This is a genomic window from Corynebacterium spheniscorum (assembly GCF_900113445.1).
GTDB classification, from domain to species: domain Bacteria; phylum Actinomycetota; class Actinomycetes; order Mycobacteriales; family Mycobacteriaceae; genus Corynebacterium; species Corynebacterium spheniscorum.
In genome coordinates this window covers 11,791-26,099 of the sequence record NZ_FOPJ01000011.1, presented here as the reverse complement: position 1 = coordinate 26,099, position 14,309 = coordinate 11,791, and the positions used below count along the sequence as shown (strand labels likewise).

Genomic DNA, 14,309 nt, shown 5'->3' with positions numbered 1-14,309 from the left:
TTAGGGTAAGTACCCTTAAACCCGTGACTGAACATTATGACGTTGTCGTTCTCGGCGCTGGCCCCGGTGGCTATGTAGCCGCTATCCGTGCTTCCCAGCTAGGCAAGAAAGTTGCCGTGGTGGAGAAACAATATTGGGGTGGCGTATGCCTCAATGTTGGCTGTATCCCCTCTAAAGCTCTATTAAAGAACGCAGAAGTAGCCCATACCTTTAACCATGAAGCTAAGACCTTCGGCATCTCCGGCGAAGTGACCTTCGACTTTGGTGCCGCACACTCTCGTTCCCGCAAGGTTTCCGCCGGGATCGTCAAGGGCGTGCACTACCTGATGAAGAAGAACAAAATCACCGAAATTAATGGTTTTGGTTCCTTCACTGACGCGAACACTATTGAAATCACCGAAGGTGATGACAAGGGTAAGACCGTCACTTTCGACAATTGCATTATCGCCACTGGCTCGGTCGTACGCTCCCTGCCCGGTATCGAACTGGGCGGAAATGTAGTCTCTTATGAGGAACAGATCCTCAACTCTGAGCTGCCGAAGTCCATGGTGATTGTCGGTGCCGGTGCTATCGGCATGGAATTCGCCTATGTCTTGGCCAACTACGGGGTAGACATCACCATCGTGGAGTTTATGGACCGCGTCCTGCCCAATGAGGACAAGGACGTCTCCAAGGAAATCGCCAAGCACTATAAGAAGCTCGGCGTGAAGCTGCTGACCGGCCACAAGACCACCGCGGTTCGCGATAATGGCGACTCCGTGGAGGTGGACGTGGAATCCAAGGATGGCTCCAAGTCCGAAACCCTCACCGTGGATCGCGTGCTGATCTCCGTTGGGTTCGCCCCGCGCGTGGAAGGCTTCGGCCTGGAGAACACCGGTGTGAAGCTCACCGAGCGTGGCGCCATTGATGTGGATGAGCGCATGCGCACCAGCGTTGACCACATTTATGCCATCGGTGATGTCACCGCGAAGCTCCAACTGGCGCACGTTGCTGAAGCCCAGGGCGTGGTAGCCGCTGAGACCATTGCTGATGCAGAGACCATGGAGCTCGGCGACTACATGATGATGCCGCGCGCCACCTTCTGTAACCCGCAGGTTGCTTCCTTCGGTTACACCGAAGACGCTGCCCGCGAGAAGTTCCCGGACCGCGAAATCAAGGTGGCCACCTTCCCCTTTAGCGCTAATGGTAAGGCCGCTGGCCTGGCTGAGACCGCTGGTTTTGTGAAGCTGGTGGTTGATGGTGAATTCGGTGAACTCATTGGTGGCCACATGGTTGGTTCCAATGTGTCCGAACTCCTTCCGGAGCTCACCTTGGCCCAGCGCTTCGACCTGACTGCCGAAGAAATTGGTCGCAATGTGCACACGCACCCGACCCTTTCGGAAGCCATGAAGGAAGCCGCTGAAGGCACCATGGGGCACATGATTAACCTCTAAACCCCCTGGCGCACACCGCTTAAAGAAGCGCCCGGCACATCCCTGAAGAAGACCTAGGGACTGTGCCGGGTGCTTTTCTATGTGAGTTGGCTCAAAGATCCCGCGCGGTGGCTAAGAATCAGCCATGATGAAAGACATGGCTGCTCATCGCCACGTCGATTTCTCCTTAAGGGATCGCGTGTTGAAACACATCCACAATGAGCTGGATCAGGGGATCCACGCCAGCGTGGATGAGGCTGTGGACTACGCGAGCTCCACCTTCCAGGTATCACGAGCAACAGTGTGCCGCTGGTGGGCCCAGCAAACATCACCAGCCCCGGCTAGCGCCCCAGGATCCCGCGACATTATGCGCAAAATGCGGGATGCACTGCCGGAAGAGCAAGTACGCGAAGAGATTTTGACGGACCCGCTGGTGGTCTTGGCGTGGATTCAATATGAAGAATCCGAGATGCGCGCCACCAAAGCTTTCTTTGAGTCGATCTCTTATTTTGCAGACCGCCCACAACGCCCACACCCTAGCGCAGAGGAAGAAGATTAGTCATAGGGTGCGACGGAAGAGCGGTGAGCATCGATATGAAGCTCGGCGTGGATTTGGGGGAAAGCCCGCTGGGCACAGTGGGATCGACTGCATACCCGGCAGCCCACACCGATGGGGGTGGCAGCCCCTAGGTTGCTGAGGTCTAGGCCTTGGGAGTAGACGGTGCGATGCGCATGGCGGATATCGCAGCCAAGACCGATGGAGAATAGTTTGTCGGGTTGGGTGTAGTGCGCGCTGCGGTGGCGGACGGTGCGGGCAACCCAGAAGTAGGTGCGGCCATCAGGCATCTGGGCGACTTGGCGTTTGATGGTGCCGGGGTCGGAGAAAGTCTCGTAAACATTCCATAACGGACAGGTGCCACCGGAGTTGGAGAAGTGGAAGCCGGTGGCGGATTGGCGCTTGGAGACATTACCGGCACGATCTACGCGGACGAAGGTAAAAGGAATGCCGCGTAGCCCCGGGCGCTGCAAGGTGGAGAGTCGGTGACAGGTGGTTTCATAGCCCATGCCGAAGACTTGGCGTAGGTAGTCGATGTCATAGCCTTGGCGTTCTGCCTCGCTATGGAAACTCGTATAGGGCATAAGGAGGGCTGCCGCGAAATAACTAGCCACCCCGCGGGTAGCTAGGGCGGCTGCGGCTTCGCCACTAAAACCAGCATCAGCGATGGCTTTATCCACCAGGTCATGTTCGAGGTGGGCTAGTTCGGTGGCCATGCGAAAACACCGCTGCCCGGTGCTTAACTCTTCAGCTAAGTAGAGGCGACGAGTCTCCGCATCGAAGCGGTGCTGGGTGGTATCAGCACCGAGGTTGCTATGGCTACGCCGAATGGAACTCATAGCTGGCGCGGCAGCGGGGGCCGCCTGCGGCGGGGGTGCGATGTTGGTGGAGCCGGCGGGGGTGATCTCGGGGGAAGCAATATCTGTGCTTTGGGCGAGATGAATACTCACCCCATGGGAATGCAGGCGGGTGACCAGTGCCTCCTCGGTGGAGCGATTATTGGCGCGTTGGAGGTTTAAATCGCGGGCGAGTTTTTCGGCGGCCTTGTCGATGTCATCGAAATAATTTTGACGCGCATAGAAGAAATCGCGGACCTCCTCGTGCGGCATGGCGAGTGCTTCGCTGCTGCTGCGGTGGCGGGTGTCGGTGGCCAGCGAAAGCTTGTCGCGCACATTGCAATAACGGCGATGCATATCGACGATGGTGCGCGCGATGGAGGGGTGGTTGTAGACCAACTCGGAGAGTTCTTGGAGTTCAACCGGGGAAGGGCAGAGCTCTTTATCGAGGACGACGTCTTGGAGCTCGGCGAGGAGGCGGGAATCATCATCGCGGGAGAAGAAGGTGGCGTCCACACCGAAGGCCTCGGTGATGCGCATGAGGACCGGGACCGTAAGCGGGCGAACATCGTGTTCGATCTGGTTGACATAACTCGGTGATAACCCGAGGGTTTCAGCCAGGGAGGCTTGGCTGAGATCGCGTTCCCGGCGCAGCTGGCGCAGGCGCGATCCCACGAATGTTTTTCCCATGAGGTTGATCGTACGTGAGCAGGCTCACTTGTTAAGAATCTTCGCTTTCCGGTTTGGCGAAGTTTCACAAACCGTACGGTCGGTACCGGAAGCATTAACGCAGGGAGAAGCTCTAAAGCTGGGGTTGCTGTGACGGATGGGATCTCACTTAGGGGTAGCTCTCCGCCTAAAGGTTGAATCCGTTTGGGGTGGCATGGCCCCGCTTTAGAGGGTTATGTGACAAAACTCACTTACATTCTGTGAAGAGGCCCCCTTCGTTGGGAAATGAGTCGAGGGGTGTGGGGCTTGCTAGGTCAGGCTAGCCTAAAAATAGCCGTTTTTGCAGGTTGTGACCACCTTCCTCACGCGAAAAGGAGGGCTGAGGAATAGGTAAGGACACGACTCTGACCGTACAGTGAGAAGTGACACTGGAGGTGCAATGACTAATAAAACTGCAGACCGTGACGCCATCCGTCACGGCAAAATTACCGAGAAGCCGTTGCGCAAGCTGCCGGCTTATCCCACGTGGGCAATCAAGCTGACCATGGCCATCACCGGCCTGCTCTTTGGTCTCTTCGTGCTCGTCCACATGGTGGGTAACTTGAAGCTGTTCATGCCGATGCATGACGGCCAATACGCCATTGATGTGTACGGCGAGTTCCTGCGCACCATGGGCGAACCGATTTTCCCGCGGGAGTCGATCCTGTGGATCTTCCGCATTGTTTTGCTCGTTAGCTTGGTGCTCCACGTTTATGGCGCATTTGCGCTGCACGGGCGTGCTAGTCGCTCGCGCGGCAAGTTCCGTCGCACCAACTTAATTGGTGGACTGAACTCCTTTACCACCCGGACGATGATTGTTACCGGCCTCGTGCTGCTGCTCTTCATCATCTTCCACATTCTGGACCTGACGCTGGGTGTACAGCCTGCTGCTTCGGAACTGTTCGAGCATGGTGCGGTGCACGCCAACATGGTGGCTAGTTTCTCCCGCTGGCCAGTGACGATCTTCTATATCGTCGCCATGGTGGTACTCTTCCTGCACCTTTCCCACGGTATCTTCCTGGCTATTTCTGACCTGGGTATTACCGGTCGCCGGACCCGTGCGGTGCTGCTCTTCATCTCCTACCTTGTCCCCGCCATCGTCATGATTGGCAATATCATCCTGCCGCTGTCCATTGCCGTCGGCTGGGTCCAATAGAAGGGAGTAGGAGAATCAATGACTAACCACACTGACACCCCCACCCGCGCAGAATTCCACCAGCCGGCCACCTGCGTTGCTGATGTGACGCTAGGCAAGATCCTGGATTCCGCGGAGCCTAAGGGCGTTCCCACCAAGGACATGTGGGATTACCAAAAAGACCACATGAACCTGGTCTCCCCGCTGAACCGCCGTAAGTTCCGCGTTCTGGTTGTGGGCACCGGTCTTTCCGGTGGCGCTGCTGCCGCGGCATTAGGCGAGCTGGGTTACGACGTTAAGGCCTTCACCTACCATGACGCCCCGCGCCGTGCACACTCCATTGCTGCGCAGGGTGGCGTTAACTCCGCCCGTGGCAAGAAGGTCGATAATGACTCCGCTTATCGCCACGTTAAGGACACCGTTAAGGGCGGCGACTACCGTTGCCGCGAGTCCGACTGCTGGCGTCTAGCCGTTGAGTCCGTCCGCGTGATTGACCACATGAATGCCATCGGCGCCCCCTTCGCCCGCGAATACGGCGGCACCCTGGCTACCCGTTCCTTCGGTGGTGTGCAGGTCTCCCGTACCTACTACACCCGTGGTCAAACCGGCCAACAGCTTCAGCTGTCCACCGCTTCCTCCTTGCAGCGCCAGATTCACCTCGGCACTGTGGAGATCTTCACCCACAATGAAATGGTGGATGTGATCGTCACCGAACGTGACGGGAAGAAGCGCTGCGAAGGCTTGGTCATGCGCAACCTGATCACCGGTGAGCTCACCGCTCACACTGGTCATGCCGTGATCCTGGCAACCGGTGGCTACGGCAACGTCTATCACATGTCCACCCTGGCAAAGAACTCTAATGCCTCGGCTGTGATGCGTGCCTATGATGCTGGCGCTTACCTGGCCAGCCCCTCCTTCGTGCAATTCCACCCGACGGGTCTGCCGGTGAACTCCACCTGGCAATCCAAGACTATTTTGATGTCGGAATCGCTGCGTAATGACGGCCGCGTGTGGTCTCCGAAGAAGGAAGGCGACGACCGCGACCCGAACTCCATCCCCGAGGATGAGCGCGATTACTTCCTGGAGCGCCGCTACCCGGCCTTCGGTAACCTCGTCCCCCGTGACGTGGCATCGCGTGCCATCTCCCAGCAGATCAATGCTGGCCTGGGTGTGGGCCCGCTGAAGAACTCCGCTTACCTGGACTTCCGCGACGCCATTGAGCGCCTCGGCAAAGACACGGTGAAGGAACGCTACTCCAACCTCTTCCAAATGTATGAAGAGACCATTGGTGAAGACCCCTACACCACGCCGATGCGTGTCGCTCCGACCTGCCACTTCACCATGGGTGGCCTGTGGACCGACTTCAATGAAATGACCTCGATCCCGGGTCTCTTCGCCGCCGGCGAGTGCTCCTGGACCTACCATGGTGCCAACCGCCTGGGTGCGAACTCCCTGCTCTCGGCATCGGTTGATGGCTGGTTCACCCTGCCGTTCACCATCCCGAACTACCTGGCCCCGCTGCTGGGTACTGAGCGCCTGGCTGAGGATGCCCCCGAAGCTGTGGCCGCGGTGGATCGTGCACGTGCCCGCATTGAGAAGCTCATGAATATTCGTGGCGATAATCCGCACGGACCGGATTATTACCACCGTCAACTTGGTGAGATCCTCTACTTCTCTTGCGGCGTGGCCCGCAATGAAAAGGACCTCCGCGATGGCATCGAGAAGATCCGCGCCCTGCGCGAAGACTTCTGGGCCAATATGCGCATCACGGGATCTGAAGATGAGATGAACCAGGTTCTGGAATACGCCGCCCGCGTCGCCGACTACATCAACCTTGGTGAGCTCATGTGCGTGGACGCACTGGACCGCGATGAGTCCTGTGGCGCTCACTACCGCGATGAGCACCTCTCTGAGGAAGGCGAGGCCGAGCGTGACGATGAGAACTGGTGCTTCGTTTCCGCATGGGAGCCCGGCCCGGATGGGACCTTCATCCGCCACGCTGAGCCCCTGTACTTCGAATCGATCCCGCTGCAGACAAGGAACTACAAGTAATGAAGCTAACACTTGAGATCTGGCGTCAGGCCGGACCGACAACCGAAGGACGCTTCGAGACTGTCGAGGTTCCGGACGCTGTGGAACAGATGTCCATCCTCGAGCTTCTCGACCACGTCAACAACCGACTAATCGAAGAAGGCAAAGAGCCCTACGCTTTCGCTTCAGACTGCCGCGAAGGTATTTGTGGTACCTGCGGTCTGATGGTCAATGGCCGCCCGCACGGCGCCGACCAGAACAAGCCTGCCTGCCAGCAGCGCCTGATGAGCTACAACGATGGCGATGTCCTCAAGATCGAACCGCTGCGATCCGCGGCCTACCCGATCATCAAGGACATGGTGGTAGACCGCTCCGCGTTGGACCGTGTCATGCAGCAGGGTGGCTACGTCTCCATCAACGCCGGCACCGCCCCGGACGCGGATACCCTGCACGTCAACCACGATGTGGCTGAGCGCGCCCTGGACCACGCCGCCTGCATTGGCTGCGGTGCCTGTGTGGCTGCCTGCCCGAATGGTGCTGCGCACCTATTCACCGGCGCCAAGCTGGTGCACCTCTCCCTGCTGCCCTTGGGTAAGGAAGAACGCGCCCGCCGTGCCCGCCACATGATTGATGAGCTGGAAACCAACTTCGGACCCTGCTCGCTCTATGGCGAATGCGCCGATGTGTGCCCGGCTGGCATTCCGTTGACTGCCGTTGCGGCTATCAACAAGGAGCGGGCTCGCGCAGCTTTCTCCGGCAAAGATAATTAAGCTAGGCTGTGCTTTAAACCCCCAGCCCGGTTATTCACTGACACGAAAGTGAGATTTGAAGGTCATGTCTACTGCCCACGCGGCCGCCGCGAAGCATGAGGAAAGCTTCCCCGTGTTCGGTGGCCGGATGCACTACATCGATGGCTACACCCCGGTCAGCTTGGTCGCCCCGCACTCCTCCCTGGAACGCACGATCACCTGGGTCGGCATGGGCCTGTGCCTCTCCGGCCTCGCCGGTGTGGGCATGCTGGTCTTCGGTCTAGCAACCCGCCCGAACCTGGGTGGCCAAGAAAACCCGACGTTCTACGTCATCCTTGGCCTGATTGTCACGGCCGTGCTCTTCATCGGCGGCGCACTGGCAATCCACAAGGGTCGCGCGGACTACCGTCAGTACCGCAAGGAAACCGGACGTCTGCACTAAGCACAGCGCACCACACTCGCCCCCTCGCGAACGTCTTCATTGACACACCGCTTTAGGTGGGGTGCGGGGCGTGCGAAGTGTGCGCGGCAGCCGGGGACACCATGTGCCTCTGAGACCAAGTAACCCGCCTCACCGAGTACGAAGCAGCATCCTCACATTTTTGCACCTCCTTGCCTAATGTGAAGCGAAGCCTTCGGACCACACACTGTGGGGCGAGCACTTGAATACTCCCAAATGCACGCAGCAGTCCCCCGTGCGCTGTCGCGCACGCCCGCACGCACCACCGCTCCGCTTGTAGCTGAAATTCGCGCAGATGGGGCGCGCGCAAGGTGCCACGCAACCTATCACCCCTCGTAGTTTGGCTACGGGGGTTTTGGTTTCTCTACTCCCCGGGGAACCGAGGGGATAAGACTTAAGCGGAAGTGTGCTGCGCGGAACAGACATAATGGGAGCTATGGGTAAACACTCCACTGATGTCCCCGCCGGCGCAGCTTCACCAGAGCTACCCGCAGCAATACCAGCCCTAGCTCCCACGTCAGCTGCTGCTCCAGCTGCCGCGCCTTCTCCGATGCCCGCTCCCAGCGATGAGGCGGAACGTCGTCGCACGCTGCGCAACCATAAGGCCTTTGTTACCGGCCTGCTTATTGTGGCCACCATGATCTACCTGGCTTGCCGCTGGGTGGAACACAACCCAGGTGGCGATGGTGTGGTGCCAGCGTGGGTGGGGTATGTGCGCGCGGCCGCGGAGGCCGGCATGATCGGTGGCCTAGCGGACTGGTTCGCGGTCACCGCGCTCTTCCGGTACCCCATGGGTTTAAAGATTCCGCACACCGCGATTATCCCGCGGAAGAAAGACCAACTTGGTGAAGCGCTCAGTGAATTCGTGGGAGAAAATTTTCTCAACGCCGAGCTGATTACCGAGAAGGTCCGCAAAGCGGATATCCCGGAACGCCTGGGGCAGTGGCTGTGCCAACCTGAAAACGCCGCCCGCGCCTCCCATGAGGTCGGCCGACTGAGCGCCAATGCGGTGCGGGCAGTGGACCCCGCTGATGCCGAGGCAGTGATTAACCATGCGGTGATTGAAAAACTTGCAAGCCCAGAGTGGGGGCCACCGGCCGGGCGCTTGTTGGAACAACTCATTGAAGATGGGCGCACCGAGCCGCTTATCCAAGAAGCCTTGCGCTGGGCGCACCGCAAAGCCATTGATTCTGGTGACCTGATTATCCGCGTTATTGATGAACGCAAACCTATCTGGGCACCGCAATTCCTCAACAATATTGTCGGCGAGAAAGTGCACCGCGAGTTAGTGAGTTTTACCTCCGCGGTAAGCAATAACCCGGACCACCAAGCCCGCCATGCGATCCGGAAATTCCTACGCCAACTAGCCACGGATCTGCAAGAAGACCCCACCATGGTGGCGCGCATGGAAGCCCTCAAAGAAGACATTATGGGCTCCACCCCGGTCCAAAATGCTGCAGCCACCTTATGGCGTAGCCTGTCCGCCTCACTGATTGAATCCAGCGAGGACCCGGAATCCTTATTGCGCCGCAAGATCACCGAGTTGTGCTTGCAATGGGGTGAGCGCCTACATTCTGACCCAGAACTACGGGCCTCCTTAGATCGCCGTATTACTGGTGCGGCGGCCTTCCTAGCGGACAACTACTCCGAGGAAATCACCTCGATTATTTCGGAAACCGTGCAACGCTGGGATGCCGCTGAAGCAAGCGAAAAGATCGAGCTCATGGTAGGTAAAGACCTGCAATTCATTCGCCTTAATGGCACGATTGTGGGTGCACTAGCCGGACTTGCCATTTACACTGTGAGCCAGTTGCTCTTTAGCTTCTAAATGCTGATATCTAACCCCAAAGGTTTCCCCACATACACCGCGCTAAGCAGTACATCCTCAAGGAGGACAAGCACCATGACCAACCCCAATGACGACCTCACCAACCCAGGAACCCCCGAGACCTCGGAGGCCTCCCACCGCGAGTCTGTCCTCGACTCGCTGCGCGATGTAACCAAGGCATTCCAATCCGCTGGCACTGCCCTTGGTGATGTGATGGAGGACTTCGCTGCCCGCTACCGCAACCGCGCCCACAACCCCGAACCCCATGGTGCCCATGCCATCATTGATGAGGTTGATGAGCAGCGCACCCCCAGTGATCGCCTCAAGACCGCGCTGGCGGATGCCCGCGAACGCCTGGGCAAGGTCGATGATGTTGAAGACGTGAAGAAGGTGACCGCGAAATTCGCCGGCCACCTCGAAGACCTCGTGCGCGATATGGGCACCTCTGTGCGCGCAGCGGTGAAAGATACCCGCAACACCGAAGACGCCAAGGACGCCAAAGCGGCCCTCGAAGATGCCCTCGCCACGGTGCGCAAGAGCTTCGATGAAGCCACCGATAAGGTGCGCGAAGGCATTAAGGAAACCGGCGAGAGCGCTGATAGCTTCCTCGATGACCTAAAACATCGCCTAGAAACCATGGTCACCCGCGCCCGCATCGAAGATGACTTCTTCGAGCAAAACCGCGATGACGTGATCGATGGGGAAGTGGTCGAAGAAAAGTAGGTTCAGTAGGGTGTCTAAGAGGGCCGCGCACCTCGAGCGCACCTCGAAGGCTTCGCCCCGCGAAGGCTATGCCCTGCTGGCACACCGTTCGGCCCTTGAAAGATACTGACCCCTGACCTCCTGCCCCTAGGCCTTTGCCGTTTAGGCCCCTCATTCTGAGAGAGCATCTGCATGCTGAGCATCCTAAGCTACATCGAATACGGTTTGTACCTCCTTGTTGCCCTATCCGGCATCATCGGTGCAGTCACCGCCTTCATCACCCGCGCTGATGCTTTCACCGCCGCTGACCGCCAACCCGGCCACATTTGGGGAGCCATGCTGATCGGCAGCGCCGGCGCACTTATTATCGGTATCCCGATTGTCTCCTGGGTAGGCATGGTGGTTATCGGCATCTATTGGTTTGATGTCCGCCCCCAAATCAAAGACATTCTTTCGGGTAATTCCACGTGGTAAGCGCCGCGGAACTGCACGTCCTTGACCCCCATGGTGGGGCAGCAGACATTGATGCTGGCCTGGAACGCGCCGCGAAAGAAGAAATACCCGCAATTTGTGTTCCCCCTACCCAGATTGTGCACGCCCTAAACACCGCCCAAAAGCGCGCACAATCAATTGAAGTAGCCAGTGTGGCTGGTTATCCCACCGGGCAGCACCACAGCCTTATTAAGGCTGCTGAGGCGCGTTTCGCGCTCCAATGCGGGGCCAAACGCATCTACCTCAGCGTGGCCACCGCGGATGTAGAGGATCTCAATAAAGCACTCGCGGACATTATTAGCGTGCGCGAAGCGATCCCACACCCCGCCCAACTCGGCGTGATTATTGACTTAGAGCACCTAAACGAAAACGCCGCCAACACGCTCGCGCGGGCCGCGGAACATGCTGGGGCGGATCTTCTACTCATTAAAGGCGAAGGTGAACTAAGCACCCGCCTGCTGGCTTTACGCCTTAACGGGGAGCTAGCTCGGTAGTTCGGTGCCCACCTTGGTCACCGGAACATTATGGCCGCTCATATCCACCTGAACGGCACCATCAACCACGGTGACCTTATTGATCTGAATCTGGCCGGAATCACCCTGCTCCGCACCAGTTACCTGATCCATGCTGGATTTCAGAGCCTCGGAAAGCTTCTCGGTTACCGCAGCGGGCAACTCAAAGCCAAAGAGGGAAGCATCGGTGGCATCAAACATGAGGTTGCCATCGATAGTTTGAGGTTTTAGCCCCAAGGTGGCGGCACCATTGCTAAAGGAAACAGTCACCACACCGGTGCTGCCATCGCTTTTGAGGTCATTAATATTAGCGATCTGATCTACCAAAAGCTCAGCGATGCCATCCACATGGATCTCATCTTTCTTCTCCGCCATGTTCTTCTGCATCACGGCGAGCAAGAAGGGATCAGTCAACTCAGTGTGCAGATCCAGGGTTTCGGCAACGGGGTTGGCACGATCATGCACATCAAGATTGTGGATCTTGATGTTGGTTGCCGGCTGCCCCAGAATCTCCGGCTCATGGCCCTGCTTAATCCTCACCGTATCCGGCAAGCTCAAATTCACTTCGCCGACTTTCTTGGTGATCAAGGTGGCCAAAAGTGGGGTGCTGCCGAAGCTCACCTCTGGGTCTTGGGTCAAACTAATGCCCTGTTCAGAGGCCTGCTGGCGGTATTGCTCTTTGAGTTCTTTGCCGATGTACCAACGGCTACCAAACTCTAAAAGCGCCAACAGAACTGCCAGCACCACCAGGATGCTGACAATGATGCCGATGGGCGAGGACTTCTTTTGCGGGGGCATAGGCTGCGTAGACACGCAGACCAGTGTTCCCTAAACGCTACTACGCGGCAAGAAATTTTCTCTGCTACTCGCGCACATCAGCCCAAAGGTGCGGCAAACCCTCGGGAACTTCGCCCACGCGAAAGCTTCCCGCACCAGGGCCCCGCACCCCGATCTCGGAATGAAAGCCCCCAAGGCTAAAGCCCCAAGGCCCAAGCCCTCAGCTTTAGAGGTTTTCCTTGATCCACTGATCAGTGAGCGCACCTTCATTGTTGAAGAGCTCGCCCAGTGCCTCGCCGACCTTGGGCTCAATGGCGGGGCCCATGAAGGGGATCTTCACGTCGATCTGATTCTGGTAGCTCAAGGTGGTGCTGGAATCATCGCCGCTCATGGCGATATCACCCTGGAAGTCCACCGGGGTTCCCTTCACATCGGCGGTGTAGTTGATGGAGCTGCTGCCGTCCTCAGCCAGCGGGGCGACCTTCACCACGCGCTTGACCTTAAGCGCCTGGCTGATCATCGCCCGCACCGCCTCCGGCAGGATGTCCATCGGCAGGACCTCATAAAGCACGGCTTCAGCGCCGCCATCCTGCGCCGTGAATTCATGAACCTGACCGGGTTCGGGGGATAGATGCGCGACGTTGAACGCCCAATAATCGGCGTTGCACAGCGCGGCATGCACCTTGGATACCGGCTGGTCAATAGTCACTGTGTTCTCGCTGCGGGTCGTCATGACTAAACAGCGTACCGTTAGGCATGTGTACATCTCATCCTTGACACCGGAAATCATGACCCAGGTGCGCGCAATCGCGGGCGTGCAGGTGGAAGAAAACACCACTTTTGCTGATCTGACGACCCTCCATATTGGTGGCCGGCCACGTTTAACGCTGCGCTGTGATACTGCTGACGCCATCGTGGAGGTGGTGCGGATTTTAGATTCCGCCAAGGTGCCGCTGCTGATTGTCGGCGGGGGATCGAACCTGGTCATCGCCGATGGCGAGATTGATGTGGTTGCCGTGATCCTCGCCAATGATGAGATCGAGATTAAAAACAATATGCTGCGCGCCGGGGCGGGTGCGGTGTGGGATGAGGTGGTGCAAGCCTCCATTCAGGCTGGCCTTGGCGGGCTGGAGTGCCTCTCAGGGATTCCAGGTTCGGCGGGGGCAACCCCAGTGCAGAATGTGGGGGCCTATGGTGCCGAAATTGCCGATGTGTTGACGCGGGTGCGGCTGCTCGACCGCGCAAGTGGTGAGGTGCGCTGGGAGAGCGCCGATATGTTGGAGCTTTCCTACCGCTACTCGAACCTGAAATTCACCAACCGCGCCGTGGTTTTAGAGGTGGAATATCAGCTCCGCGAAGATGGGCTAAGCGCGCCGCTGCGCTTCGGGGAGTTAGCGCGCCGCTTGGGGGCGGAATCCGCGGAGACCCGCTTCCCGGCGGCTGTGGTGCGCGAAGAAGTGCTGAATCTGCGCCGCGGCAAGGGCATGGTCTATGACCCAGCAGACCACGACACCTGGTCCGCAGGCTCCTTTTTTACCAACCCGATTGTGGATACCGCGCTAGCTACCCGCGTGCACCAGCTCAGCGGCGAAGAACATATGCCGCGTTTTCCAGCAGGTGCGGGCCCAACGGGGGAGAGCAAGGAAAAGCTTTCGGCGGCATGGCTGATTGAGCGTGCCGGGTTCCCACGCGGGTATCGGCGCGGGCAGGCGGGGCTTTCTACTCGCCATACCCTGGCGCTTACGAACCGCGGTGGGGCGCGCGCACAGGAGCTGCAGGCACTGGCGCGGGAGATACGCGATGGCGTGGAAAAGTGCTTCGGCGTGCGCTTGGTTCCGGAGCCGGTGTGGGTGGGAATGAGTATTGATGAGTAGCTAGCAGGCCTGCTGCTGGGTGCTTGCCGGAGTCCGGAGAATTTTTGCTTTCCCCGAGACCCTGTGGCTTCAGGCGCGCAGTCCTGCTGAGCTGCGGCAAGAGGCGTGGGGTATGCCGCACCTGCCCTTGTTTTTGGCGTGAGTAGCCCAGCGGTCTACCAGCTTCCGCAAACCCCCAAGAAACACCAAACACCCGCGCAGTGCAATCACACGCGCGGGTGTTGTGAGGTGCTTGTG

General features: G+C 58.5%; 14 protein-coding genes. 11 read left to right on the top strand and 3 right to left on the bottom strand.

Annotation, left to right across the window (positions count from 1 at the left end; genetic code table 11):
- Window positions 1–23 precede the first annotated feature (23 nt).
- Entirely contained in the window at window positions 24–1,433 is a 1,410-nt protein-coding gene (gene lpdA, locus BMZ01_RS08360) for a dihydrolipoyl dehydrogenase (RefSeq protein ID WP_092286383.1), read from the top strand.
- Between the two features lie 136 nt (window positions 1,434–1,569).
- Complete coding sequence (locus tag BMZ01_RS08355; RefSeq protein ID WP_143067479.1) at window positions 1,570–1,971, top strand: hypothetical protein; 402 nt, start codon at window positions 1,570–1,572, stop codon at window positions 1,969–1,971.
- Here BMZ01_RS08355 and BMZ01_RS11380 read toward each other — a convergent pair.
- Complete coding sequence (locus tag BMZ01_RS11380; RefSeq protein WP_223845874.1) at window positions 1,968–3,494, bottom strand: short-chain fatty acyl-CoA regulator family protein; 1,527 nt, start codon at window positions 3,492–3,494, stop codon at window positions 1,968–1,970. The genes BMZ01_RS08355 and BMZ01_RS11380 overlap by 4 nt on opposite strands.
- A 418-nt stretch (window positions 3,495–3,912) precedes the next feature.
- Between BMZ01_RS11380 and BMZ01_RS08340 the strand changes: the two genes are divergently transcribed.
- From BMZ01_RS08340 to BMZ01_RS08305, 8 genes are all read left to right on the top strand, one after another.
- Window positions 3,913–4,668 (top strand): succinate dehydrogenase cytochrome b subunit, encoded by a 756-nt coding sequence (locus BMZ01_RS08340; RefSeq protein ID WP_092286379.1) that lies wholly within the window; start codon window positions 3,913–3,915, stop codon window positions 4,666–4,668.
- 18 nt (window positions 4,669–4,686) lie between these two features.
- On the top strand, window positions 4,687–6,699 hold the full coding sequence (locus BMZ01_RS08335; protein WP_092286377.1) for a fumarate reductase/succinate dehydrogenase flavoprotein subunit: 2,013 nt from the start codon (window positions 4,687–4,689) through the stop codon (window positions 6,697–6,699).
- Window positions 6,699–7,448, top strand: a complete 750-nt coding sequence (locus BMZ01_RS08330) for a succinate dehydrogenase/fumarate reductase iron-sulfur subunit (RefSeq protein ID WP_092286375.1) — start codon at window positions 6,699–6,701, stop codon at window positions 7,446–7,448. Before BMZ01_RS08335 ends, BMZ01_RS08330 begins: the two co-directional genes overlap by 1 nt.
- Window positions 7,449–7,512: 64 nt before the next feature.
- A complete protein-coding gene (locus tag BMZ01_RS08325; RefSeq protein ID WP_092286373.1) occupies window positions 7,513–7,869 on the top strand; it encodes a hypothetical protein in 357 nt (118 codons plus the stop codon).
- Between the two features lie 568 nt (window positions 7,870–8,437).
- Window positions 8,438–9,715: a DUF445 domain-containing protein gene (locus BMZ01_RS08320; protein WP_223845878.1), complete on the top strand. Its 1,278-nt coding sequence runs from the start codon at window positions 8,438–8,440 to the stop codon at window positions 9,713–9,715.
- A 75-nt stretch (window positions 9,716–9,790) separates the two neighbouring features.
- Window positions 9,791–10,438 (top strand): CGLAU_01105 family protein, encoded by a 648-nt coding sequence (locus tag BMZ01_RS08315; protein ID WP_092286369.1) that lies wholly within the window; start codon window positions 9,791–9,793, stop codon window positions 10,436–10,438.
- Between the two features lie 171 nt (window positions 10,439–10,609).
- On the top strand, window positions 10,610–10,891 hold the full coding sequence (locus tag BMZ01_RS08310) for a DUF2516 family protein (RefSeq protein ID WP_092286367.1): 282 nt from the start codon (window positions 10,610–10,612) through the stop codon (window positions 10,889–10,891).
- Window positions 10,885–11,403: a hypothetical protein gene (locus BMZ01_RS08305; RefSeq protein WP_092286365.1), complete on the top strand. Its 519-nt coding sequence runs from the start codon at window positions 10,885–10,887 to the stop codon at window positions 11,401–11,403. Before BMZ01_RS08310 ends, BMZ01_RS08305 begins: the two co-directional genes overlap by 7 nt.
- On the opposite strand, the gene BMZ01_RS08300 is transcribed toward BMZ01_RS08305, so the two are convergent.
- Window positions 11,392–12,234, bottom strand: a complete 843-nt coding sequence (locus tag BMZ01_RS08300; RefSeq protein ID WP_143067477.1) for an LmeA family phospholipid-binding protein — start codon at window positions 12,232–12,234, stop codon at window positions 11,392–11,394. The two genes, BMZ01_RS08305 and BMZ01_RS08300, sit on opposite strands and share 12 nt — an antisense overlap.
- A gap of 190 nt (window positions 12,235–12,424) precedes the next feature.
- A complete protein-coding gene (locus BMZ01_RS08295) occupies window positions 12,425–12,931 on the bottom strand; it encodes a DUF2505 domain-containing protein (protein WP_092286361.1) in 507 nt (168 codons plus the stop codon).
- 55 nt (window positions 12,932–12,986) lie between these two features.
- On the opposite strand from BMZ01_RS08295, the gene BMZ01_RS08290 reads away from it, so the two are divergent.
- Window positions 12,987–14,072, top strand: coding sequence for a UDP-N-acetylmuramate dehydrogenase (locus BMZ01_RS08290; protein ID WP_092286359.1), 1,086 nt, complete (start codon window positions 12,987–12,989; stop codon window positions 14,070–14,072).
- The last annotated feature ends 237 nt before the right edge of the window (window positions 14,073–14,309 follow it).